This is a genomic window from Hydrogenophaga sp., assembly GCF_028698005.1.
Lineage (GTDB): Bacteria > Pseudomonadota > Gammaproteobacteria > Burkholderiales > Burkholderiaceae_C > Hydrogenophaga.
Genome location: NZ_JAQVEJ010000012.1, coordinates 1 through 22,727 on the forward strand (window position 1 = coordinate 1; position 22,727 = coordinate 22,727).

The 22,727-nt window shown below is 67.3% G+C and carries 20 protein-coding genes, 3 tRNA genes and 1 pseudogene; 16 read left to right on the forward strand and 8 right to left on the reverse strand.

Annotated features, from left to right (window positions below; genetic code table 11):
* Positions 1–159: 159 nt before the first annotated feature.
* Positions 160–876 carry a 2-C-methyl-D-erythritol 4-phosphate cytidylyltransferase gene (gene ispD, locus PHQ87_RS02460; protein WP_300230843.1) on the forward strand — a complete coding sequence of 239 codons (717 nt, stop codon included), beginning with the start codon at positions 160–162 and terminating at the stop codon, positions 874–876.
* A complete protein-coding gene (gene ispF / locus PHQ87_RS02465) occupies positions 873–1,370 on the forward strand; it encodes a 2-C-methyl-D-erythritol 2,4-cyclodiphosphate synthase (protein ID WP_300230846.1) in 498 nt (165 codons plus the stop codon). The genes ispD and ispF overlap by 4 nt, the downstream gene beginning before the upstream one ends.
* 110 nt (positions 1,371–1,480) lie before the next feature.
* Here the strand turns inward: ispF and PHQ87_RS02470 are convergent, their stop codons facing one another.
* Together PHQ87_RS02470 and ompR are read right to left on the reverse strand one after the other, a co-directional pair.
* Positions 1,481–2,971, reverse strand: coding sequence for a sensor histidine kinase (locus PHQ87_RS02470; RefSeq protein ID WP_300230848.1), 1,491 nt, complete (start codon positions 2,969–2,971; stop codon positions 1,481–1,483).
* Positions 2,971–3,702, reverse strand: a complete 732-nt coding sequence (gene ompR, locus PHQ87_RS02475; RefSeq protein ID WP_300230850.1) for a two-component system response regulator OmpR — start codon at positions 3,700–3,702, stop codon at positions 2,971–2,973. Before ompR ends, PHQ87_RS02470 begins: the two co-directional genes overlap by 1 nt.
* A gap of 167 nt (positions 3,703–3,869) precedes the next feature.
* On the opposite strand from ompR, the gene PHQ87_RS02480 reads away from it, so the two are divergent.
* On the forward strand, positions 3,870–4,166 hold the full coding sequence (locus PHQ87_RS02480; RefSeq protein ID WP_300230852.1) for a hypothetical protein: 297 nt from the start codon (positions 3,870–3,872) through the stop codon (positions 4,164–4,166).
* Positions 4,166–4,942, forward strand: a complete 777-nt coding sequence (locus PHQ87_RS02485) for an SIMPL domain-containing protein (RefSeq protein WP_300230855.1) — start codon at positions 4,166–4,168, stop codon at positions 4,940–4,942. Before PHQ87_RS02480 ends, PHQ87_RS02485 begins: the two co-directional genes overlap by 1 nt.
* Positions 4,943–5,135: 193 nt before the next feature.
* Here the strand turns inward: PHQ87_RS02485 and PHQ87_RS02490 are convergent, their stop codons facing one another.
* Positions 5,136–5,906, reverse strand: coding sequence for a 3-hydroxybutyrate dehydrogenase (locus PHQ87_RS02490; RefSeq protein WP_300230857.1), 771 nt, complete (start codon positions 5,904–5,906; stop codon positions 5,136–5,138).
* A 65-nt stretch (positions 5,907–5,971) separates the two neighbouring features.
* Between PHQ87_RS02490 and PHQ87_RS02495 the strand changes: the two genes are divergently transcribed.
* The 3 genes from PHQ87_RS02495 (at position 5,972) to PHQ87_RS02505 (ending at position 9,360) form a co-directional block, all read left to right on the forward strand.
* Positions 5,972–6,898: an alpha/beta fold hydrolase gene (locus tag PHQ87_RS02495; RefSeq protein ID WP_300230859.1), complete on the forward strand. Its 927-nt coding sequence runs from the start codon at positions 5,972–5,974 to the stop codon at positions 6,896–6,898.
* A gap of 131 nt (positions 6,899–7,029) precedes the next feature.
* Positions 7,030–9,246, forward strand: a complete 2,217-nt coding sequence (locus tag PHQ87_RS02500) for a bifunctional (p)ppGpp synthetase/guanosine-3',5'-bis(diphosphate) 3'-pyrophosphohydrolase (RefSeq protein WP_300230861.1) — start codon at positions 7,030–7,032, stop codon at positions 9,244–9,246.
* A gap of 37 nt (positions 9,247–9,283) precedes the next feature.
* Positions 9,284–9,360 (forward strand) — tRNA-Val (locus PHQ87_RS02505).
* Between the two features lie 277 nt (positions 9,361–9,637).
* On the opposite strand, the gene PHQ87_RS02510 is transcribed toward PHQ87_RS02505, so the two are convergent.
* Positions 9,638–9,838, reverse strand: coding sequence for a helix-turn-helix domain-containing protein (locus PHQ87_RS02510; RefSeq protein WP_300230863.1), 201 nt, complete (start codon positions 9,836–9,838; stop codon positions 9,638–9,640).
* Between the two features lie 116 nt (positions 9,839–9,954).
* Between PHQ87_RS02510 and PHQ87_RS02515 the strand changes: the two are divergent.
* From PHQ87_RS02515 to rimO, 5 genes and pseudogenes are all read left to right on the forward strand, one after another.
* Positions 9,955–10,739 (forward strand): annotated as a pseudogene (locus PHQ87_RS02515) (MFS transporter); the annotation flags it as partial.
* 40 nt (positions 10,740–10,779) lie between these two features.
* Positions 10,780–11,001, forward strand: a complete 222-nt coding sequence (locus PHQ87_RS02520; protein WP_320387794.1) for a nitrogen fixation protein NifQ — start codon at positions 10,780–10,782, stop codon at positions 10,999–11,001.
* 64 nt (positions 11,002–11,065) lie between these two features.
* Positions 11,066–12,268: a nicotinate phosphoribosyltransferase gene (gene pncB / locus PHQ87_RS02525; RefSeq protein WP_300230865.1), complete on the forward strand. Its 1,203-nt coding sequence runs from the start codon at positions 11,066–11,068 to the stop codon at positions 12,266–12,268.
* A 137-nt stretch (positions 12,269–12,405) separates the two neighbouring features.
* Positions 12,406–12,948 carry a polyhydroxyalkanoate synthesis repressor PhaR gene (gene phaR / locus PHQ87_RS02530; protein ID WP_300230867.1) on the forward strand — a complete coding sequence of 181 codons (543 nt, stop codon included), beginning with the start codon at positions 12,406–12,408 and terminating at the stop codon, positions 12,946–12,948.
* Positions 12,949–12,999: 51 nt separating this feature from the next.
* On the forward strand, positions 13,000–14,385 hold the full coding sequence (gene rimO / locus PHQ87_RS02535; protein WP_300230869.1) for a 30S ribosomal protein S12 methylthiotransferase RimO: 1,386 nt from the start codon (positions 13,000–13,002) through the stop codon (positions 14,383–14,385).
* A gap of 60 nt (positions 14,386–14,445) precedes the next feature.
* Here rimO and PHQ87_RS02540 read toward each other — a convergent pair.
* Both PHQ87_RS02540 and PHQ87_RS02545 read right to left on the reverse strand, forming a co-directional pair.
* A tRNA-Leu gene (locus PHQ87_RS02540) sits at positions 14,446–14,530 on the reverse strand.
* Positions 14,531–14,689: 159 nt separating this feature from the next.
* Positions 14,690–14,774, reverse strand: a tRNA-Leu gene (locus tag PHQ87_RS02545).
* Between the two features lie 48 nt (positions 14,775–14,822).
* On the opposite strand from PHQ87_RS02545, the gene rnr reads away from it, so the two are divergent.
* Both rnr and PHQ87_RS02555 read left to right on the forward strand, forming a co-directional pair.
* Positions 14,823–17,078 (forward strand): ribonuclease R, encoded by a 2,256-nt coding sequence (rnr, locus tag PHQ87_RS02550; protein WP_300230871.1) that lies wholly within the window; start codon positions 14,823–14,825, stop codon positions 17,076–17,078.
* 15 nt (positions 17,079–17,093) lie between these two features.
* Positions 17,094–17,645: a YggT family protein gene (locus tag PHQ87_RS02555; protein WP_300230873.1), complete on the forward strand. Its 552-nt coding sequence runs from the start codon at positions 17,094–17,096 to the stop codon at positions 17,643–17,645.
* Between the two features lie 6 nt (positions 17,646–17,651).
* Here the strand turns inward: PHQ87_RS02555 and PHQ87_RS02560 are convergent, their stop codons facing one another.
* Positions 17,652–19,190, reverse strand: coding sequence for an NAD(P)H-hydrate dehydratase (locus tag PHQ87_RS02560; RefSeq protein WP_300230874.1), 1,539 nt, complete (start codon positions 19,188–19,190; stop codon positions 17,652–17,654).
* A gap of 36 nt (positions 19,191–19,226) precedes the next feature.
* Positions 19,227–20,483: an FAD-dependent oxidoreductase gene (locus PHQ87_RS02565; protein ID WP_300230875.1), complete on the reverse strand. Its 1,257-nt coding sequence runs from the start codon at positions 20,481–20,483 to the stop codon at positions 19,227–19,229.
* Between the two features lie 309 nt (positions 20,484–20,792).
* Between PHQ87_RS02565 and rpsB the strand changes: the two genes are divergently transcribed.
* Both rpsB and tsf read left to right on the forward strand, forming a co-directional pair.
* On the forward strand, positions 20,793–21,548 hold the full coding sequence (gene rpsB, locus PHQ87_RS02570; RefSeq protein ID WP_300230877.1) for a 30S ribosomal protein S2: 756 nt from the start codon (positions 20,793–20,795) through the stop codon (positions 21,546–21,548).
* A gap of 118 nt (positions 21,549–21,666) precedes the next feature.
* A complete protein-coding gene (gene tsf, locus PHQ87_RS02575; RefSeq protein WP_300230878.1) occupies positions 21,667–22,560 on the forward strand; it encodes a translation elongation factor Ts in 894 nt (297 codons plus the stop codon).
* The last annotated feature ends 167 nt before the right edge of the window (positions 22,561–22,727 follow it).

Sequence of the window (22,727 nt, forward strand, 5' to 3'; positions counted from 1 at the left end):
AGCAGCAGGGCATCGGCAGCGCCCGCCGGGCGGGGCAGATGAAAGCGTTTGCCGGGAGTGAGCTTGGGCAGATCCATGGGAAGCCGGAGGAAATGGCAAAACCCCCCGACCGCGGGCGGTGGGGGGGACATGCCGCGATTTTAGAATGCAGGCGCCACCATGACAGACCTATCCTCCATTGCCCCCACCCCGGCGCGGCTGCATGCGCTGATTCCCTGTGCCGGCACCGGCACGCGGGCCGGCACTGCCGAGCCCAAGCAATACCGGCCTTTGCTGGGCCAGCCGATGGTGCTGCACACGCTGGCCACCTTCAAGGGTTGCGATCGCCTGGCCTCCATCGTGGTGGTGCTGGCCCCGGGTGACCGTACCCTGTCGATCGATGACGAGCGTGTCGTGCTGGCCCAGGTGGGGGGTGCGACGCGTGCCGAGTCGGTGCTCAACGGCCTGGACGCCCTGTCCGCGCGCGGAGCGGATGACCGGGACTGGGTGCTCGTGCACGACGCCGCGCGCTGCCTGGTCACCAGGCAGCAGATCGAGGCCTTGGTGGATGCCTGCCAGGATGACCCCGTGGGCGGCCTGCTGGCGCTGCCCCTGCCCGACACGCTCAAGGTCGCTGCCCATGGCCGTGTCAGCGCCACCGTGGGCAGGGAAGACAAATGGCTGGCACAAACACCCCAGATGTTTCGCCTCGGCGCACTGCGTGAGGCCTTGCGCCAGCATGCCGACCGGGGTTTTGCCGGTGTCACCGACGAGGCCAGCGCCATGGAGATGGCAGGCCACGCGCCGCGCCTGGTGCCTGGCAGCGCGGCGAACTTCAAGGTGACGTACCCCGAAGACTTCGCCCTGGCCGAGGCCATTCTCAGGAGCCGACAATGAGCCCCATTCCCTATCGCATCGGCGAGGGCTGTGACGTGCACGCCCTGGTGCCGGGCCGGCCACTGATCATCGGCGGTGTGCGCATCCCGCACGAGACGGGTCTGCTCGGCCACTCCGACGCCGACGTGCTGCTGCATGCCATCACCGATGCGCTGTTCGGCGCCGCCGCGCTGGGCGACATCGGGCGTCATTTCCCCGACACCGACGAGCGCTTCCGCGGTGCCGACTCCGCCGCGCTGCTGGCCGAGGCGGCGCAGCGCGTGCGCGAGGCCGGTTTCGAGATCGGCAACGTCGATGCCACGGTCGTGGCCCAGGCCCCCAGGCTCGCGCCGCATATCCCGGGCATGGTCGCGCGCATCACCGACGTGCTCGGCCTGCCGGCCGGCCGGGTGAACGTCAAGGCCAAAACCGCCGAGCGACTCGGCCCGGTCGGGCAGGGTTTGTCGATCGAGGCACGTGCCGTGGTGCTTCTGGCCTCCCCCCAGGGACACTGACGCGGTTTTACCCCTGCGCGGCGAGCCTGCCGTGTGTCGAGGGGGGGGATGGGTGGCCGGCGAAGCCGGCTCCTCGGTACGCCCCGACGGCGCGACCTCGGCGCGGGCGCTTACGTGGCCTGGGCTGCCGTCTGGGTGTCTTCGGCGCGCGGCGCCGGCACGCTGGCGGGCGGGGTCTTGTCTTCGCCTTTGGCCGCCTTGGGCCTGAACTTGCGCAGCTTCATGTGGGCGGCCAGGCCGCCGGTGCTGCTGTTGGCCACGGCGAAGCGCCCGCCCATGTGCTGCACCGCACGCTCGACGATCGACAGGCCCAGCCCTGTGCCCTTGGCCGAACTGCGTGAGGCATCGCCCCGGAAGAAGGGCTGCGTCAGCTGCGAAAGCACCTCGGGGGGAACGCCCTTGCCGTGGTCGCGCAGCTTGATGAGCACCCAATCGTCCTTGGGCTTGGCCGCGATCTCGATCCGGCACACGCCGGTGACCGGCTCGCGCCCGTAACGCTGTGCGTTCTCCAGCAGGTTCGAGAACACGCGCTGCAGCTCGACACCATCGCCCATGACCATGGTGTCGGGCGGCACGTGCAGGGTGATGGCCAGGTTCGGATCATTGCCCAGCGCGAAGATGGCGGCGTCCAGCACCTGGTTCAGGTTCACCGGTTCGGTCCTGATGTGGTCGGGCCGCGCGTAGTCGAGGAACTTGTCGATGATGGCGTTGACCTGGTCGATGTCGGCCGCCATGTGCTCCCGCGCCTGGGGGTCTTCCACGCTCATCTCGGTTTCCAGCCGCAGCCGTGCCAGCGGTGTGCGCAGGTCGTGAGAAATCCCGGCCAGCATCAGGGCCCGGTCCTGCTCGATCTTGGACAGGCGCTGGGCCATCCGGTTGAAGCCGATATTGACCTCGCGGATTTCGCTGGTGGCGACCGCCTCATTGAGCCGACTGGAGGAAAAATCACCCTCGCGCACGCGGCTGGCGGCCAGCGACAGTTTCTTGAGCGGGTTGTTGATCAGGCGTGCGATGACGGCGGCGCCTGTCAGCGAGAGCGCCGCGCCGATGCCGAGCCAGATCAACCAGGTCCTGCCGGTCACGAGGCCCAGACGGGAGGGGTCGGTCAGCAGCCAGTAGGGGTCGCCATCGATGGTGAAGCCCACCCACAGGCCGGGTGACCCGTTGACCTCGCTGGCCACGATGGTGTCGGCACCCAGGCGCGCCTGCAGGCGCTCGCTGACACCGCGGGTCAGGCCATCGGTACCGTAGGCCTGGTAGGAATCGGTCGGCTCGCGCGGCGCAATGCGCACGCCTTCCTCGTCGGCCAGGGTCTTGACCAGCGACACCCGCGCGATGGAGTCCGAATGCACCAGCGCGGCCCGGCTGAGGTTGACCAGCGAGGCGATCTGCTGGGCGCTTTGCAGCACGCGGGGCTCGAACTCCAGGGCACGGAAGGTCTGCAGCCAGGCCGCAAAGCAGCCCAGCAGCAGCAGCGCCAACAGGAAGAAGGTCCGCCAGAACAGGCTGACCTCGCGTGGGCGGCGCGCCTCCAGCGGCGCCGGCGCTGTCTCCAGTGGTGTCGGCGCCGTCTCGAACGCAACCTGCGACTCTTCGGCCATCAGGCGCCGCCGTCGGGAACGAACACGTAGCCGACACCCCACACGGTCTGCAGGTAGCGCGGCGATGAGGCGTCTTCCTCGATCAGCTTGCGCAGGCGCGAAACCTGCACGTCCAGGCTGCGGTCGAACGGCTCGAACTCCCGGCCGCGCGCCAGTTGTGCCAGCTTCTCGCGCGACAGCGGCTGGCGCGGATGGCGCACCAGCGCCTTGAGCATGGCGAACTCGCCGGTGGTCAGGGGCAGGTCCTGGCCGTCCTTGCGCAGTGTGCGCAGGCTCAGGTCGAATTCGAACGGGCCGAACTTCACGTTCTCGGCTTCCTGCGATGGCGCACCCGGCACTTCGGTGGGCGGGCGCCGGCGCAGCACCGCGTGGATGCGTGCCAGCAGCTCGCGCGGGTTGAATGGTTTGCCCAGGTAATCGTCGGCGCCGACCTCCAGGCCGACAATGCGGTCCACGTCCTCACTTTTGGCGGTCAGCATGATGATGGGCGTGCGGTCACCATTGGTGCGCAGGCGGCGGCAGATGGACAGGCCGTCCTCGCCGGGCATCATCAGGTCGAGCACGATCAGGTCGACAGCATCGCGCTGCAACACCCGGTTCAGGGCCTTGCCATCCTCGGCCAGCATGACCTCGAAACCCTCTTGCATCAGGTAGCGGCGCAGCAGGTCGCGGATGCGCACGTCATCGTCGACGACGAGGATCTTGTTCGGGCGGGGATTGGTTTGTGGCATGAGGGCAACTCTCCAAATATGTAACAAACGCGATTGTGGCAGCGGCAAGTCCTTGTCATGCCTTGTTTTTTGTATTTTTGACAGCATGTTACATTTGTTGCCCCGGTACGTCACGCGTTTACCATGGCGCGCATCACACAATGCCTGCGTTGCGCATACTAGGCATCATGATGAAATCTTGTTCGATTGCCCTGTGGCTGGCGGGCCTTGCCGCAGGCCCTGTTCTCGCCGGGGGCCCTGCGCTGCAGCCACCGCACACGCCACCAGCCGACCAGGTGCTGGGGGTTGTCGTCACGCCGGCGCCCACGGCGACCGGGGAACGGGCGCCGCGCCTGCGCGAGAGCCTGCGCCAACCGGTCAATGTGCAGCCGGCCATGGCCGAACCCTACCGCATGTCCGACGACGAACGCCGCAAGATGCGCGAATGGCTGCGCAACCAGGCGCAGGAGACCCCCCTGAAATGATGCAACGCCTGCTGAAGCCGCTGCGTGGCCGGACGACGGCATCCCGTGGTGCCTGGAGGCCTGCCGCAGGCCCGATGGCCGCTGCCCTGGCCGTGGCCTGGTCGCTGGGGTGGGCGCCCGCGCTGGCGCAGGAGCGCCTCCCCGAGGGGCCGGCCAATGTGGTCAACCTGATGGCCTCGGCCTATCAGGAAGTGGCGCAGGACCGGCTGGTGCTGCAGATGTCGGTCACGCGCGAGGGCAGCGACGCGGCACAGGTGCAGACGCAGATCCGGCAAGCGCTGGATGAAGCCCTCAAGCTGGCCCGTCCGCACGAGCGGGCGCCTGACATGGAGGTGCGCACGGGCGACTTCAGTCTGAACCCGCGCTATGCCAAGGACGGGCGCATTGCCACCTGGGTGGGCTCGGCACAGCTCGTCCTTGAAGGCCGCGATTTCGAGCTCATCGCCCGTACCGCCGGCCGCCTGACGTCACTGACCATGGCGGGCAGCCACTTCACGCTGTCGCGCCAGGCCCGCCAGGCCCTGGAGGCCGATGTGCAGCGCGCGGCCATCGAACGCTTTCGGGCCCGTGCCGACGACATTGCGCGGTCGTTCGGCTTCACCACCTACACACTGCGCGAGGTGTCCGTCAGCAGCACCGACAGCGGCGGCGGGATGCCGCGCCCGGTGATGATGGCTGCCGCCAAATCCTTCGAGGCGGGGGATGCCGCCATACCGGTGGAAGCGGGGCGCACCACGGTGCAGGTCACGGTCTCCGGCAGCATCCAGCTGCAGTGACGGCGCGTGGGGGCGCTGGCCGATCCCGCCGCCGGGCCGCCCCAAGGCGGGATCAGCCCCCTTGGGGGGCAGCGACCCGCGCAGCGGCGGAGCGTGGGGGCGCTGGCCGATCCCGCCGCCGGGCCGCCCCAAGGCGGGATCAGCCCCCTTGGGGGGCAGCGACCCGCGCAGCGGCGGAGCGTGGGGGCGCTGTTTACTGCGCTGCCCAGCCGCCGTCCATGTTCCAGGCGACGCCGCGCACGTTGTTGGCGGCGGGCGAGCAAAAGAACACGGCCAGTTCGCCCAGCTCGTCGGGTGTGGTGAACTGCATCGACGGTTCTTTCTCGGCCAGCAGTTGCCGGGTGGCTTCCTCGTTCGACAGGCCCAGCGCCTGGGCCTTGGCATCGACCTGCTGTTGCACCAGCGGGGTGAGCACCCAGCCCGGGCAGATGGCGTTGCAGGTCACGCCTGTGGGCGCGGTTTCAAGCGCGGTGACTTTGGTCAGGCCGACGATGCCATGCTTGGCCGCGACATAGGCCGATTTCTCGGCCGAGCCGACGAGCCCGTGGACCGAAGCCACGTTGATGATGCGGCCCCAGTTGGCTGCGCGCATCGCCGGCAGGGCCAGGCGGCTGGTGTGAAAGGCACTGGACAGGTTGATGGCGATCACCGCGTCCCAGCGCTCGACCGGGAAATCCTCCACCCGCGCCACGTGCTGGATACCGGCGTTGTTCACGAGGATGTCGACCCGCCCGAAGCGGCGGGCGGCGAACGTCATCATGTCCTCGATCTCGGCGGGCTTGCTCATGTCGGCTCCGTGGTAATCCACTTGCACGCCCAATGCGGCGAGCTCGGCCTTCGGGCCCTCAACATCACCAAAACCGTTCAGGACGATGTTGGCGCCCTGCCGCGCCAGCGCCTTGGCAATGCCCAGGCCGATCCCGCTGGTCGACCCAGTGACGAGGGCAGTCTTGTTCTTGAGCATCGGTGATCTCCAGTTCCATTACGATTGATTGAACGACAGCGGAACCATTATCACGGAGCGAACGCATGGACCGGCCTGAACTGGCTCCCCAGCTCAATTTTCTGACAGTGCCTGGCCCCGCGGCGCGGGGAGGCCGGCCGCGGCGCCTGGCCTGGTGGGACTGGCCCTGTGCGGGCCCGCAGGACCACATCGTCGTCTGCGTGCACGGGCTCTCGCGCCAGGGGCGCGACTTCGACGTCCTGGCACGCCATCTGGCCTCTCGGGCCCGTGTCGTGGCGGTGGATGTGGCCGGGCGGGGCCACAGCGACTGGCTGGCCGATCCCATGGCCTACCAGTTGGGTACCTACGTGGCGGACCTGACGGCACTCATCACCCACTTGCGCCAGGACATGCCGGCCGCGCGCCTGGACTGGGTGGGCACCAGCATGGGCGGCCTGATCGGTATCGCGCTGGCCGCGCAGCCGGCGGTGGGCCTGCGGCGCCTGGTGCTCAACGATGTCGGGCCGCTCATCCGCTGGGAAGCCTTGCAACGCATCGCCAGCTACCTGGGCCTCGACCCGTCGTTCGCCTCCGAGCAGGAGGCGGTGGACTATCTGGCCGGTATCTCGGCCGGCTTCGGACCGCACAGCCCGGCCCAGTGGCTGGCGCTGTCGCGGCCCATGCTGCGCGAGTGCGGGGGACGCTGGCGGCTGCACTACGACCCGGCGATTGCCGAGCCGGTGCGCGCCCTGATGACCCAGCCGGACGAGGCGGCGTCGCGCCAGGCGCTCGAACAGGGGGAGGCGGCGCTCTGGGCGTTGTACGATCAGATCACGGCGCCGACCCTGTTGCTGCGCGGTGCCGACTCCGACCTGCTGACGCCCGAAACGGCCCGGGCCATGGCGTCCCGTGGGCCGCGCGCGCGCTGCGTGACGTTCGCCGGGGTGGGTCATGCGCCCACGCTGGTGAGCGATGACCAGGTGGATGCGGTGGCTGCCTTCGTGCTGGATTGACACTTTGCCGGACGACCATGAATCCTCCCAGCAGTGAACTTGACCTTGACGTGGTGACGGCACCGGCTTCGACAGGTGCTCCGAAGGTGCCGGTGGCATCGTCGGCCATCGTGGCCGCAACATCGGCGGGCATGCCCGACGACCACCAGGCGCTGGCGCGCGCGCGCGCCTTCGCCGAGCCGCTGCTGGCCTGCGAAAGCCTGGATACCGGCGAAAACACGCTCGCCCATGCCGATGCGGTGGCGGCCATCCTGCGCGACATCGGTGGCTCCGAGGCCATGCAGGCGGCCACTTATCTGGTTTACGCCTGTCAGTACCTCAATCGCCCGCAGGAGGTGATTGCCAAGGCCTTCGGGGAGAACTACGCCGCCCTGGCGGTCGAGACGAACAAGCTGGTGCGGCTGCAGCACCAGGCACGCCTGAAGGCGGCCGAGGCACAGGCCAAGAAGGCCGAGGAGCGCCTGGCGGCCCAGGATCCGGCGCTGCAACCGACGTCGGCCAGCAAACAGCCGGTGTCCGAGCTGGCCGCCAGCCAGACCGAGAACGTGCGCAAGATGCTGCTGGCGTTCTCGCGCGACCTGCGGGTGGTCATGTTGCGCCTGGCGTCGCGCCTGCAGACCCTGCGCTACTTCGCCACCATCAAGGGCAACCCGGGCGAGGCCCTGGCCCGGGAGGCCCTGCACGTGTTCGCACCGCTGGCGAATCGACTGGGCATCTGGCAGATCAAATGGGAAATGGAAGACCTGGCCTTCCGCTTCCTGGAGCCCCAGACCTACCGCGAGGTGGCGCGCCTGCTGGATGAAAAGCGCGTCGAGCGCGAGCAGCACGTCGAGCAGGTCCGTGCCGAACTCGAACAGGCCCTGCGCGCACAGGGCATTGAGGCATCGGTGCAGGGGCGGCCCAAACACATCTACAGCATCGTCAAGAAGATGCGTGGCAAGTCGCTCGACTTCGGTCAGGTGTTCGACATCCGCGCTTTGCGCGTGGTGGTGCCGCACATTGATGACTGCTACGCCGTGCTCGCGTACGTGCATGCGCGTTTCATACCGCTGCCGGAAGAGTTCGACGACTATATCGCCAAGCCCAAGCCCAACGGTTACCAGTCGCTGCACACGGTGGTGCGCGATGCGCAGGGCAGGGCGTTCGAGATCCAGATCCGTACCCAGGCCATGCACGACCATGCCGAGCATGGTGTGGCGGCGCACTGGGCGTACAAGGAGGCGGGCGCCAAGGGCTACGCCGGTGTCTCGGCCAGTTCCGAGTACGACGCGAAGATCGCCGTGCTGCGCCAACTGCTGGCCTGGGAACGCGACCTTAGTGGAGCCACGCAGAACCTGTTCGACGATCGCATCTATGTGCTGACCCCCGATGCCGCGATCGTCGAGTTGCCCAAGGGGGCCACACCCGTGGATTTCGCCTATGCGGTGCACACCAACCTGGGCCATCGCTGCCGTGGTGCACGGGTCGATGGCGTCATGGTGCCGCTGAACACACCGCTGCAAAACGGCCAGACGGTCGAAATCAGTGCCGCCAAGGAGGGTGGTCCTTCGCGCGACTGGCTCAACGCCGAGTTGGGTTACCTGGTCGGCCACCGTGCCAAGAGCAAGGTGCGCGCCTGGTTCAATGCGCTGGCGCTGGAACAGACGGTGGCACGCGGCCGTGAGGCGGTGGAAAAACTGCTGCAGCGTGAGGGCAAGACATCGATCCGCCACGACGAACTGGCGGCGGCGCTGGGACTGGCCTCGGCGCAGGAGCTGTTCGAGCAGGTGGGCAAGGACGAGCTGTCGCTGCGGGCGATCGAGGCACACCTGCGTCCCAGTGAGCCGGCCGTTTCGTCCGATGCCGAGGTGCTGCTGCGCAAACCCCGCAAGAGCCAGACGCCGTCGTCCGGCAGCGTGCTGGTCGTCGGGGTCGATTCGCTGATGACCCAGCTGGCGCGTTGCTGCAAGCCGGCGCCGCCCGATGACATCCGCGGCTTCGTCACACGCGGCAAGGGCGTGAGCATCCACCGTGCCGACTGCACCGATTTTGCCCATTTGCAGCGCAAGAGCCCCGACCGGGTCATTGACGTCGAGTGGGGCGGCGATGCGCAGGCCGGGCGTGATGGCCGACCCACGGTTTATCCGGTGGATGTGGCCGTCGAGGCGCTGGACCGCCAGGGCCTGCTGCGCGACATCTCCGATGTTTTCGCGCGCGAGAAGATGAACGTCATCGGTGTGCAGACCCAGTCGGTCAAGGGCACGGCCTGGATGACCTTCACCATCGAGGTGAGCGATGCGCGCCAGGTGACGAGGGCCATGGCGGTGCTCAGCGACGTGCAGGGTGTGCGATCCGTGCGCCGAAAATGATGCTATAATTTCGTTCTTCGCTGATCACGAAGAACACAGGCGCATAGCTCAGCTGGTTAGAGCACCACCTTGACATGGTGGGGGTCGTTGGTTCGAATCCAATTGCGCCTACCAATTCAAAACCCTCGCAAGTCCTTGGCTTGCGAGGGTTTTTTCGTTTTTTGGTCCTGCTCGCTGGCGCCTGTTGAGACGAATATGGGACGATCAGGACGCTTTGGCCAGATCCTTGTCCTGGGCGGGCCCCCATCACAGCCGCCAGCATCGCCTCAGGCTCGGCTGGTAATGGGGTTCCAGAAAATGTGCCCGTCATCGTCCGAGAACGCGCCGCGCACAGCCTTGAACGCCATCATGGCGGGCGGCGTCAAGTCCACCCAGCGCTCCTCGTGCGTCTTCAGCGGCCCGATCTCTCCCGCCGAAAGCTGCGCTCCTTGCAATTCGATTGAGCTGAAGGGGGCGTGCCGAAGTGGCGCCGGAACATGGCGCTGAAGGCGCTCTGGCTGGCGTAGCCGCAGTCGAGAGCGATGTCGATGATCCGCTCGCCTTCGGCGATCCTGCGCAGCGCCAGCAGCAGATGGGGGCCTGTTCGCGCCACTGCGCGGAGCTCATGCCGGTTTCCTTCATGAAAAGCCGGTGGATGGTCTTGGTGCCCACGCCGCCCTGGCCGCCCAGTCGGCGGCGGTGGCGGTGTCGGCGGGCTGCGCCAGCAGCGCCTTGCTCGCTTTTTCCACCAGCTACCCGATGCTGCTCGTCGCCTCGGCCGTGGTGGGCGTCGGCTCCGCCACCTTCCACCCCGAGGCCTCGCGCGTCGCGCGCATGGCCTCGGGCGGGCGCTTCGGCACGGCCCAGTCGACCTTCCAGGTCGGGGGCAATACCGGCTCGGCGATCGGCCCGCTGCTGGCCGCCGCCATCGTGATTCCCCATGGCCAGGTGGCCATCGCCTGGCTGATGCTGGCCGCGGTGCTGGCGATCCTGGTGCTCTCGTACCTCACCGGCCGGACACTGAACCACGGCCAGGCCGGGTCAACAGCCTGGCCTGCAGCCAGGCGGGCGGGCTGGGCGGGAAAGAAGTCATCCGCGCCATCGTGGTGGTTGCCATCCTCATGTTCGCGAAGTTCGTGTACATCGCCGCGTTCACGAACTGCTTCACCGTTTATCTGATCGAGCGCTTCGGCGTGAGCGTCCAGCAAAGCCAAGTCTACCGGTTCATCTTCCTGGGATCGGTGGCCGTGGGCACCTTCGCCGGCGGCCCCGTGGGCGACTGGATCGGCCGCAAGGCCGTCATCTGGATCTCGTTCCTGGGCGTGGCGCCGTTCGCGCTGGCGCTGCCCTACGCCAGCCTGGCCTGGACCGCGGTGCTGGCCATCGCGGTCGGCCTGCTCATGTCGTCCGCCTTCGCCGCGCTGGTGGTGTACGCGCAGGAGGCCGTGCCGGGGCGGGTCGGCATGGTCTCGGGCGTCATGTTCGGCATCGGCTGGATCGGCGCGGCCGGCCTGCGCCAGCCTGGGCGACCGCCACCTCTGGCAAGACCTGGGGCTGAACTCGCGTGATGAACTCTCGGCCCTGATCGCCCACGCCTTCCCGGCGCTGGCCGCGGCCAACCACCAGAACATGAAGTGGAAGAAGTTCTTCTACCGCCAGTTGTGCCTGCGCGAGGAGATCCTGATCTGCAAGTCGCCAACCTGCGCCGATTGCTGTGATCAGGCCAAGTGCTTCGGCCCTGAGGTGCCAGAGGAGGGTTCGTCGGCCATGAGCTGACCCTGCGGCGAAACCCGGTTACGCTCCGGGGAGCCCGGCTCTTCGCGCACCAGGGAAAGCGTTCATGACCCCCATCATCACCAGCCTGCTGGACACCGACCTGTACAAGTTCACGATGTGGCAGGCCATGCTGCACCGTTTCCCCCAGTCGCAGGCCGAGTACCACTTCATCTGCCGCCACCCGCCGGCCTTCCCGTTGGCGGCGCTGTTGCCCGAGCTGCAACAGCAGCTCGATGCGCTGTGCGCGCTGCAGTTTCGCGAGGACGAACTGGCGTATCTGGGCGGGCTGCGCTTCATCAAGAGCGATTTCGTCGACTTCCTGCGCATCTTCCACTTCCAGCGTGCGTTCATCCGGGCCTGGGCCGAGGGCGATGTGCTGCGCGTCGTGGCCAAAGGGCCGCAGGTGCATGTGATGGCCTTCGAAATCTTCGTGCTGGCCATCGTCAACGAGTTGTATTTCCGGCGCTTCGATCAGGCCGCCGCGCTGGCTGAGGGCCGTCGGCGATTGAACGACAAGATCGCGCGCATGCAGGCGTTCGAGCGGGACAGCACCCGCTGGTACCCCTTCGAGGTCACCGATTTTGGCGTGCGCAGGCGCTTCTCGGGTGCCTGGCAGCGCGAGGTCGTGGCCACGCTCGCCAAGCGCCTGCCCCGGGTGTTCAAGGGCACGTCCAGCGTCCTGCTGGCCAAGGAGCTGGGCCTGGTCGCCATGGGCACCATGGCGCACGAGTACCTGCAGACCTACCAGACGCTGGGGGTCCGGCTGCGCGACTCGCAAAAGGCCGCGCTGGAGGACTGGGTGCAGGAGTACCGGGGCGACCTGGGTGTGGCGCTGACCGATGTGATCGGCATGGACGCCTTTCTGGCCGACTTCGACCTGTATTTCGCCAAGCTGTTCGATGGCCTGCGACACGACTCGGGCGATCCGCTGGTGTGGGCCGGCAAGGCGCTGGCCCATTATGCAAAGCTGCGCATCGACCCGCGCACCAAGCGCCTGGTGTTCTCCGACGGACTGACCATCGACAAGGCCTTCGACATCCACCGTGCGCTGGCCGATCGCACGCAGGTGGGCTTTGGCATCGGCACCCACCTGACCAACGACATGGGGCTGGAGCCGCTGAACATCGTGATGAAGCTGGCCAGCGCCAACGGGCAGCCGGTGGCCAAGCTGTCCGACTCGCCCGGCAAGACCTTGTGCGACGACCAGACCTTTCTGGCCTACCTGCGGCAGGTATTCAAGGTGCCGCCACCGGAGGCGAATCCATAGGCTGGTGCCCGCCTGCGCCTCCTCCAAGGGAAAACCCATGCTGCGGTGCACGCAGGGGCTCTTAGAATGGCCGCATGCCCGCCCCGGTATGCGGGCTGCTTGCCCCTTGTTCCTGTTCCTTCCCGCGAAAGCCCACCGTGCAGAAAAGCCAGGCCGCCGACAACAGCTCCCGTCAGCCCGGGGTGCGCGTTATCAAGAAGTATCCCAACCGCCGTCTCTACGATACCGACACATCGTCCTACATCACGCTGGCCGAGGTCAAGGCGCTGGTGATGGACAGCGAGCCCTTCGTGGTGCGTGATGCCAAGACCAACGACGATCTGACGCGCAGCATCCTGCTGCAGATCATCCTGGAAGAGGAAACCGCGGGCGTACCGATATTTACAGAACAGATCCTGGCCAACATCATCCGCTTCTATGGCCATTCCATGCAGGGCTACATGGGCGCCTACCTGGAAAAGAATGTCCAGGTGTTCATGGACCTGCAGGCCAAGATGGCCGAGCAGTCCAAGGGGCTGACCCCGGAGATGTGGCAGCAGTTCGTCAACATGCAGTCGCCCATGATGCAGGGCATGATGGGTGCCTATCTGGAGCAGTCGCGCAACGCGTTCACGCAGATGCAGGAGCAGATGCAAAAGAACAGCGAGCAGATGCTCTCGGCGTTCGGTCTGAAACGCTGAGGCTGCCCGCCGTGCTGCACGGTGGGGGCGGGTCTGAGACAATCCTGTCCCATGACCGCATCCCACGCTTTGCCGGGCGCCGAAACGCCCAAGATCGGATTCGTCAGCCTTGGCTGTCCCAAGGCCCTGACGGACTCTGAACTCATCCTCACGCAACTCAGTGCCGAGGGCTACCGCACATCCAAAACCTTCGATGGCGCCGACCTGGTGATCGTCAACACCTGCGGCTTCATCGACGATGCCGTGAAGGAAAGCCTGGACGCCATCGGCGAGGCCCTGGCCGAGAATGGCAAGGTCATCGTCACCGGGTGCCTGGGTGCGCGCGAAGGCGAGGGCGGTGCCAACCTGGTGCAGCAGATCCACCCGAGCGTGCTGGCCGTGACCGGTCCCCACGCCACCCACGAGGTGATGGAGGCGGTGCACCAGCACCTGCCCAAGCCGCATGACCCGTTTACCGACCTGGTGCCCCCGCAGGGCATCAAGCTGACGCCGCGCCACTACGCCTACCTCAAGATCAGCGAGGGCTGCAACCACCGCTGCACCTTCTGCATCATCCCGTCCATGCGTGGCGACCTCGTCAGCCGGCCGATCGGCGATGTGCTGACCGAGGCGCGCAAGCTGTTCGAGGCCGGCGTGAAGGAGTTGCTGGTGGTCAGCCAGGACACGTCGGCCTATGGCGTGGACGTGAAGTACCGCACCGGTTTCTGGGACGGCAAGCCGGTCAAGACGCGCATGCTCGATCTGGTGCGGGCACTGGGCGAGCTCGCCCGTGCCCACGGTGCCTGGGTGCGCCTGCACTACGTCTACCCATATCCGCATGTGGACGACGTGATCCCGCTGATGGCCGAGGGCCTGGTGCTGCCGTATCTGGACGTGCCACTGCAGCACAGCCACCCCGACGTGCTGCGGCGCATGAAGCGCCCGGCCAGCGGCGAGAAGAACCTGGAACGCATCGCGCGCTGGCGCGAGATTTGCCCCGAGATCGTGGTGCGCAGCACCTTCATCGCGGGCTTCCCCGGCGAGACGGAAGCCGAGTTCCAGCATCTGCTGGATTTCGTGCAAGAGGCGCGCATCGACCGCGCCGGCTGCTTTGCGTATTCGCCGGTCGATGGCGCCGCGGCCAATGAACTGCCCGATCCGGTGCCCGACGAGCTGCGTCAGGAGCGTCAGGCCCGCTTCATGGCCGTGGCCGAGGCCGTGTCGGTCGAGAAGCTGCGCTCGCGCGTGGGCGCCACCATGCAGGTGCTGGTGGACTCGGCGCCGGGTCTGGGCAAAAAGGGAGGCCTCGGACGCAGCTACGCCGATGCGCCCGAGATCGATGGTGTGGTGCGCCTGCTGCCGCCCGAGAAGATCAGCAAGACGATGAAGGTCGGTGAGTTCACCAAGGCCCGGATCGTCGCGGCCGAGGGGCACGACCTGGTCGGCCTGCCGGTGTAAAAGCCGGACCGGCCAAGAAAAAAAAGCCTGCTGGATCCCAGCAGGCTTTTTCGTATGTTTTGGTGCCCAAGAGAGGACTCGAACCTCCACGCCTCTCGGCGCTAGTACCTGAAACTAGTGCGTCTACCAATTCCGCCACCTGGGCATCTCAGGAAGCTGGCATTGTAGCGCATTTTTTTCAGGTTACGCCAGTGTCTTCACATTTTTTGCGGACGGGTCCGAAGCTGCGGACGGGCGATGCAAAAAAGAAAAAAAAGGCTTGCCGCGCTACCGCTGGCAAGCCTTCTTCATGGCTATATGATGGTGGTGCCCAAGAGAGGACTCGAACCTCCACGCCTCTCGGCGCTAGTACCTGAAACTAGTGCGTCTACCAATTCCGCCACCTGGGCATCTCAGGAAACCGCTAGTATAGCATTTCCCCAAGACTCAAATCCATAGTGAACGAAAAAAACCACCTGCTGGCCGAATTCGAAGGCACCGTCTCCGGTCACCGTGACGGCCACGGATTCGTCGTCCGTGACGACGGACAACCCGACATCTATCTGCCCTCCAATGAGATGAGGGCCGTGCTCCACAAGGATCGCGTCAAGGCACGCATCGTCCGTGTGGACCGCAAGGGCCGGCCCGAGGGCCGTGTCACCGAAATCATCGAGCGCTCGAACGCACCCATCATCGGCCGCCTGCTGCAGGAAAGCGGGGTCTGGCTGGTGGCGCCGGAAGACAAACGCTACGGGCAGGATGTGCTCATTCCCAAGGGGGCCACCGGTGCCGCCAAGGCGGGGCAGGTGGTGGTGGTCGAGCTGACCGAGCCGCCGGCCCTCTACGGTCAGCCCGTGGGCCGGGTCAAGGAAGTGCTGGGCGAGATCGACGATCCCGGGATGGAAATCGAAATCGCGGTGCGCAAGTATGGTGTGCCGCACGAGTTCTCCGAAGCCGCCCTGGCCGAAGCCCGGGCGCTGCCCGAGAAGGTGCGGCCGTCCGACCTGCGCCAGCGGGTGGATCTGCGCGACGTGCCACTGGTCACGATCGACGGCGAGGATGCGCGTGACTTCGATGATGCCGTGTACTGCGAGCCGGCCAGGGTCGGGCGCGGCAAGGGCTGGCGCCTGCTGGTTGCCATCGCGGACGTGAGCCATTACGTGAAGACGGGCTCACCCATCGACATCGACGCGTACGACCGCGCCACCTCGGTGTACTTCCCGCGCCGCGTCATCCCGATGCTGCCGGAAAAGCTCTCCAACGGGCTGTGCTCGCTCAACCCCGACGTGGACCGCCTGTGCATGGTCTGCGACATGCTGATCAACGCCAAGGGCGAGATCCATGCCTACCAGTTTTATCCGGCGGTGATGCACAGCCACGGGCGGCTGACCTATACCGAGGTGGCCGCCATCCTGCAAAACACCCGGGGGCCGGAGGCACAGAACCGCAAGGCGCTGGTGCCGCACCTGCTGAGCCTGCACGATGTCTACCGGGCATTGCTGGCGGCGCGCAACGCGCGTGGCGCGGTCGATTTCGAGACCGTGGAGACCCAGATCGTCTGCGACGATGCGGGCCGGATCGAGAAAATCGTGCCGCGCGTGCGCAATGACGCCCACAAGCTGATCGAAGAGGCCATGCTCGCGGCCAATGTGTGCTCCGCCGATTTCATCGGCCAGAACAAGCATGCCGGCCTGTTCCGCGTGCACGAAGGTCCTACCCCCGAAAAGCAGGAGGTGCTGCGTGCCTACCTCAAGGCCATGGGCGTGCCACAGACGATCAGTGACGCGCCACACCCCTCGGAATTCCAGCACATTGCCAGCGCCACCAAGGACCGCGCCGACGCGCCGCAGATCCATGCCATGCTGCTGCGCTCGATGTCGCAGGCGATCTACACCCCGGTCAACGAAGGTCACTTCGGGCTCGCTTTCGACGCCTACACGCACTTCACCAGCCCGATCCGGCGCTACCCGGACCTGCTGGTGCACCGCGTGATCAAGGCCATTTTGCTCAGGCAGCGCTACCAGCTGCCGGCACTGCCGACCCCGGGCGAGGCGCACGCCAAGCTCAGCAAGCGTCTCGCCAGCCGCGCAACGCCGGCGTCGGTGGCCGCGCAGAAAAAGCTCACCGCCGAAATGCAGGCCTGGCAGGCGGCAGGGTTGCATTGCAGCGCCAACGAGCGCCGTGCCGACGAGGCCAGCCGTGATGTCGAGGCCTGGCTCAAGTGCAAGTACATGCGCGAGCATCTGGGCGAGGAGTTCTCGGGTGTGGTCACGGCCGTGACCAGCTTCGGCCTGTTCGTGACGCTGGATGCGATGTACATCGAGGGTCTGGTGCACATCACCGAACTGGGCGGGGAGTACTTCCGTTTCGACGAGGCGCGCCAGGAACTGCGCGGCGAACGCACCGGCATCCGCTATGCGCTCGGTACGCGGGTGCAGGTGCAGGTCAGCCGGGTGGATCTGGACGGCCGGCGCATCGATTTCCGCCTGGTGCAGGGCGACGAAGAGCTGCTGCAGCGGGCCATGCGGGACAAGACCGGCGATGGCTCATCGGGGCGCACCAGGGGGGCGGGGGAGACCCGGCGCAAGAGGGCCTCCGACGCCGCGCCGGAGGAAAAAAGCCTGCAGGGGGCCGTGCGGGCGGCCGCCAGTGCGCCGGCTCGCAAGGGCCGTGGCTCCGCCACGCCGCCCCGAGGCCGCAAATCGCGTCGCTGACCGGCGCCAGACACCATGGAGATCCTTTTCTTCTTGCTGGAGACGGCATTCTTTCTGCTCATCGGCTCGGCCCTGCTGCGCGCCTGGATGAACCACCTGCGCATCCACATGAGGGCGCAGCCCGGCCGCTTCGTGATGGCGCTCACCGACTGGCTGGTCAAGCCGGTCCGGCGCGTGCTGCCACGCCCGCTGGCCCAGGGCCGCATCGACTGGGGCAGTCTGGTGGCGGCGCTGGCGCTGGCGCTGGCCTACGGTGTCATCCGCGCGCTGGCGCTGGATCTGGTCTACGGGGCGGACCTGTCGGCTGCCGCCTCGCTGTCGATGATCCTCGTCATTGGCCTGAAGTTGCTGGTCCGTGTGCTGCTGCAGGGTCTGATGGTGCTGCTGCTGGTCTATGCCGTTCTGTCATGGGTCCAGCCGCAGTCACCCCTGATGGCCACGCTGTACCGCCTGTGCGAGCCGATCGTGCGGCCGGTACGGCGCATCGTGCCGACCGTCGGCGGTGTGGACCTGTCGGTGCTGGTGCTGCTGGTGCTGCTGCAGGTCGGTCTGATGCTGCTGGGCTGAAAGCGCTCAGCCTGCCAGCAGCATGGCCAGGGTGCCGGCATCCAGGTGCCGGCCCGGTGTGGCGGCCACCCAGCGGTCGGCGGTCTGGCCGTGCAGAAACACGGCCCGAGCCACCGTGGCCGGGGCGTCGCCATCCGCCGGCGTCGGTTGCGCCAGCAGGCTGCCGATCAGGCCGGCCAGCACGTCGCCGGTACCGGCCGTGGCCAGTGCCGCATTGCCGCTCGGGTTGATGACGGGTGCTTGTCCGGGGCTGGCAATGATGCTGCCCGAGCCTTTGAGGACACAGATGACGCCCAGCCGGTCGGCCAGTTGCTGCGCGGCGCCGAGCCGGTCGGCCTGAACCTCGGCACTGCCCGTGCCCAGCAACCGGGCAGCCTCCAGGGGGTGGGGCGTGATCACGGTGACCTGCCCGGGGTGTTCGGCACGGCGCACGAGCTGATGCCGCATGGCCTCGTGCGCTGCGATGGTGTTCAGCGCGTCGGCGTCCAGGACGAGGCGGCGCGCATGTCGCAGCACGGACGGCAGGTGGCTGGCCACGGCCTGCCCGCCGCCGCAGCCGCAGACCGTGACCGCGCTGTCCAGCAATGCCGGATCCACCAGCAGGTCGGGGCGCCGGAACATCAGCGCCGGGCACAGTGGATCCCAGCCGGGCGCACCCCCATCGGCATCGAGCAGGCCCAGGTAGACCCGTCCGGCGCCCGCGTGCAGCGCCGCACGCGCGGCCAGCACGGCGGCGCCCGTCATGCCCAGGCCTGCGGGCCGGATGTCCTGCCCGCCGATCACCACCACATCACCCTGGCTGCCCTTATGGGTTGCATGCAGGCGTGGCGCGGCCTCCGCCGTGGTGGCACCGAGCCAGGCGTCGGCCGTGGGTGGGGAGGCATCGACCAGCGGGGCCAGCCACACCTGGCCGGCCGCATCGCGCCCCTGGGCGGTGAACAGCCCGGGCTTGCCGGTCAGCATCGTCAGCGTGGCACGGGGCTGCCACGGTGCGGGGTGCGCGTCCCCGGGCATCAGCCACTGCCCGGTGTCGGCAGCGAGTCCGCTGGGCAGGTCGACGCACAGCACGGGCTGATCGGCCGTGAACAGGGCGCACCAGTGTTCGGCCAGGGAGCCGGTCGGCGCACGCGTGGCACCGATGCCGAGCAATCCATCGATGGCGGCGTCCCAGGTGTCCGGAGGTGCGTCGTGGATGGTGATTCCACTGGCGTGAGCCTGTGCCAGTGCCCACGCCGTATCGGTGGGTGGATCGCCGGCCCCGGGGCAGCGGCTGACGTGGAGGTCGGGACCGCCGCCGCGCTCGTGGCGCCAGCGCTGCAGGTGGCTCGCGGCGATGAGCGCGTCACCACCGTTGTTGCCCGGCCCGCAGGCTACCCATAGCCGACGGGCATGCGGGTGCAGCGCCAGCGTCAGGCGTGCCAGTGCCAGTCCGGCGCGCCTCATCAGTTCATGGGGAGGCAGGTGTCTGGCCAGCGCGGTTTCGTAGGTGCGCGTTGACGCGATGTTCAGCAGCGGGGCGGGGCGGCAATCAGGCAGAAGACGCATACCCCATGATAGCTTTGCCGCCGCCGGGGCACGGGGTCATCGCCCCGGTGAGAAGGGTTCCGCTTCGATGGGTGTTGGCGCGCGTTCGATGAGTGCCGTCAGCAGCCGGGCGCTGCCTGGCGCCATCGCCCAGCCCTGCGCACCGTGGTCCATGTTCACCCAGATGCCGGGCAGACCGCAGACGCCGATCAGGGGCAAGCCGTCCCGGCTGCGGCTGATGAGGGCCTCCCAGTGCTGGACGGTGCCCTGGTGCTGGCCGCGCAGCCGGGCGGCGCCGGGAAACCAGTCCTCCGACGCGCGGTACAGGTCGGCGTAGGCTTCACGCGGGCTGGCCGGTGCCGACGCGCGGGCGGCGGCGAACGCACCCGCGATGCGCAGGCGGCCGCCCTGGGTCACCAGGAGCGTCTGACGGTCGGCGTCGAACACCGGGTGGCGCGGCGCGAACACGGCATCCATCAGTGGTGCGCTCACCGATTTGCCCTGCAGCAACCAGGACTGGCCGCGCCAGCCCGCTGCACGCAGCAAGCCGGCGGAGGCCGCGCCGGCGCACACGGCCACGGCGTCGAAGGCGGCTTCGTGCGGCGCCTCGTCGTCGGGTGCGCGCCAGCGCAGTCGCGGCCGCTCGCCCGGCGTCATGCCCAAGACCTCATGCGCCATCTCGAACCGGGCTCCGGCGGCCAGCGCCTCGTTGCGCCAGCGCATGGCAGCCTGCCGTGGCACGGCGGTGAAGCTCTGGCCGATGCGCAGCACGCGTGCCAGCGGCGTGTCCGGATCAAGGCCGGGCTCCAGCGAACGCACCGTGTCGATGTCCAGCCCTTCCAGGGTCAGGCCCGCGTCGGCCAACTGATCGAGCCGCTCCCTGACGCGATCATGGTCATCGGCATGGCGCCAGAACACGAGCAGGCCATCGCTGGACGGCGGCGTGTCTTCACTGTCCGCATCACCGGTGGCCAGGTGGGCCTGGGGCGGGTCCAACAGGTCCTCGCCGAGCTGAATGAGCGCGCGCGCATGGCGCACCCATGCCGCCAGGGCAGCGGTGTCGGCGCCCGCTGTCGTGCGCCGTACCCAGCCCAGCCAGCCTGGCGCCGCCCGGCTTCCCCAGGCAGGCATGGGGTCTGCGCCGAGCGGCCATGGCCATGGCCAGCCTTGGGTGACCAGGCCGGTGCAGCCGAAACTGGCTTCCTCACCGATGGTGGCACGGCGGTCGAATACCACCGGTTCGTGGCCGCGTCGCGCGAGCGCGAGCGCCGTGGCCACGCCAACCACGCCCGCTCCGATGACGGCGATCCTCATTGGCGTGCCTCCGGCGCGGGAACAGGGAGCAACGACCGGGCGCAGTGGCTCGAGACGGGTGGAGGCATGGTGATGGGAGGAAAAGGGGGAAGGGCCCGGTAGGGCGAATGCTATAATCGACCGGCTTTGCGCCTGATTGTCCTTCGATTTGCGGGCCGCCCTGGCGGAACTGCCATATCGAAGGCGCAAGCGTGATGCAAATCGCAAACCGGCCCACCCGGGTGTTGTTCGTGCGAATCGAGCCAGATAGCCTGGCCTTCGCCGGGCGATCGGGGCCGGATTTTAGTCCCAACCTCAGGAAAGAAAATCATGTCGATCTCCATGCGCGAAATGCTGGAAGCCGGTGTCCATTTCGGCCACCAGACCCGCTTCTGGAACCCCAAGATGGCTCCGTTCATCTTCGGTTCCCGCAACAAGATTCATATCGTCAACCTCGAGAAGACGCTGCCCAAGTTCGAGGAAGCCCAGAAGTTCGTGCGCCAGCTGGCCGCCAATCGCGGCACCATCCTGTTCGTCGGCACCAAGCGCACCTCGCGCGAGACCGTCGCCCAGGAAGCCCGCCGCGCCGGCATGCCCTTCGTCGAGCAGCGCTGGCTCGGCGGCATGCTGACCAACTTCAAGACCGTCAAGACGTCCATCAAGCGCCTGAAGGACATGCAGGCCCAGAAGGAAGCGGGCCTGGACAACATGAGCAAGAAAGAACAGCTCATGTTCACCCGCGAGATGGAAAAGCTCGAGAAGGACATCGGCGGCATCCAGGACATGACCGCGCTGCCCGATGCCATCTTCGTGATCGACGTGGGCTTCCACAAGATCGCCGTGGCCGAAGCGCAGAAGCTGGGCATCCCGCTGGTGGGTGTGGTGGATACCAACCACTCGCCGGTCGGCATCGACTACGTGATCCCCGGCAACGATGACTCGGCCCGCGCCGTGGCGCTGTACGCCCGTGGCATCGCCGACGCCGTGCTCGAAGGCCGCGCCAATGCCGTGACCGAGGTGGCCAAGGCCGCTGCCGCCGAAGGCGGTGACGAATTCGTCGAAGTCGACGACGCTGCTGCCGCCTGATTTTCGTTCAGGGTCGCACAAGGGGGGGGCTCTCGCAGCCCCCTTTTCGCCGGCCCATTTCCAATCACCGACTGCCGTGCGGCCCGAGGCGGGCAACGCGGCCCATGGAGAACATACGATGGCAATTACCGCAAGCATGGTGGCCGAACTGCGCGCCAAGACCGACGCTCCCATGATGGAGTGCAAGAAGGCGTTGACCGAGGCCGACGGCGACATGGCCAAGGCCGAGGAGATCCTGCGCGTCAAGCTGGGCACCAAGGCCGGCAAGGCAGCGTCGCGTGTGACCGCCGAAGGCGCCGTGGCCGGTTTCATCGAGGGCACGACCGGCGCCCTGATCGAGGTCAACTGCGAAACCGACTTCGTCACCAAGAACGACAGCTTCCTGGCGATGGTCCAGGCCGCTGCCGAACTGGTGGCCAAGCACAACCCGGCCGATCTGGACGCCCTGGGTGCCCTGGCCTACAGCCAGGACGGATTTGGTCCGACGCTGGAAGAGGTCCGCAAGGGCTTGATCGGCAAGATCGGCGAGAACATGTCTCTGCGCCGTTTCAAGCGCTACAGCGGTGGAGCCCAACTGGTGTCCTACCTGCACGGCAGCCGCATCGGCGTGATGGTCGAATTCGAGGGTGACGCCGTGGCGGCCAGGGACGTGGCCATGCACATCGCGGCGATGAAACCGGTGGCCCTGTCGTCGTCCGACGTGCCGGCCGAGCTGATTGCCCGTGAGCGCTCGGTGGCCGAGGCCAAGGCGGCCGAATCCGGCAAGCCGGCCGACATCGTGGCGAAGATGGTCGAGGGCTCGGTGCAGAAATACCTCAAGGAGGTGTCGCTGCTGGACCAGGTGTTTGTCAAGGCCGCTGATGGCAAGCAGACGGTGGGCCAGTACCTGAAGTCCGTCAACACCACGATCAAAGGTTTCACCCTGTACGTGGTGGGCGAGGGCATCGAGAAGAAGGCGGACGACTTCGCTGCCGAAGTCGCTGCCCAGGTCGCGGCCGCCCAGGGCGCCTGACCTGACACGGCTGGTTGCACCAGCCTTTGCTGTGCACAGCACTCGACGGGCCGCAAGGCCCGTTGTTGCGTGGGCCGTTCACCGTTCCGGTGATGCGCGCCCGTGGCGACTTTTTTTGCCTATCCGCGGTGCCCTCCCACGAACGGGTGCCGGCGGCTGGGTACACT

Coding starts and splice junctions, on each gene's coding strand:
- PHQ87_RS02490 (WP_300230857.1), bottom strand. CDS start 5,906: ATGCTCAAGAACAAGACTGCCCTCGTCACTGGGTCGACCAGCGGGATC.
- ompR (WP_300230850.1), bottom strand. CDS start 3,702: ATGCCACAAACCAATCCCCGCCCGAACAAGATCCTCGTCGTCGACGAT.
- PHQ87_RS02560 (WP_300230874.1), bottom strand. CDS start 19,190: ATGCGTCTTCTGCCTGATTGCCGCCCCGCCCCGCTGCTGAACATCGCG.
- PHQ87_RS02470 (WP_300230848.1), bottom strand. CDS start 2,971: ATGGCCGAAGAGTCGCAGGTTGCGTTCGAGACGGCGCCGACACCACTG.
- pncB (WP_300230865.1), top strand. CDS start 11,066: ATGACCCCCATCATCACCAGCCTGCTGGACACCGACCTGTACAAGTTC.
- ispF (WP_300230846.1), top strand. CDS start 873: ATGAGCCCCATTCCCTATCGCATCGGCGAGGGCTGTGACGTGCACGCC.
- ispD (WP_300230843.1), top strand. CDS start 160: ATGACAGACCTATCCTCCATTGCCCCCACCCCGGCGCGGCTGCATGCG.
- rimO (WP_300230869.1), top strand. CDS start 13,000: ATGACCGCATCCCACGCTTTGCCGGGCGCCGAAACGCCCAAGATCGGA.
- PHQ87_RS02495 (WP_300230859.1), top strand. CDS start 5,972: ATGGACCGGCCTGAACTGGCTCCCCAGCTCAATTTTCTGACAGTGCCT.
- PHQ87_RS02500 (WP_300230861.1), top strand. CDS start 7,030: ATGCCCGACGACCACCAGGCGCTGGCGCGCGCGCGCGCCTTCGCCGAG.
- PHQ87_RS02485 (WP_300230855.1), top strand. CDS start 4,166: ATGCAACGCCTGCTGAAGCCGCTGCGTGGCCGGACGACGGCATCCCGT.
- PHQ87_RS02480 (WP_300230852.1), top strand. CDS start 3,870: ATGATGAAATCTTGTTCGATTGCCCTGTGGCTGGCGGGCCTTGCCGCA.
- tsf (WP_300230878.1), top strand. CDS start 21,667: ATGGCAATTACCGCAAGCATGGTGGCCGAACTGCGCGCCAAGACCGAC.
- rpsB (WP_300230877.1), top strand. CDS start 20,793: ATGTCGATCTCCATGCGCGAAATGCTGGAAGCCGGTGTCCATTTCGGC.
- PHQ87_RS02565 (WP_300230875.1), bottom strand. CDS start 20,483: ATGAGGATCGCCGTCATCGGAGCGGGCGTGGTTGGCGTGGCCACGGCG.
- PHQ87_RS02555 (WP_300230873.1), top strand. CDS start 17,094: ATGGAGATCCTTTTCTTCTTGCTGGAGACGGCATTCTTTCTGCTCATC.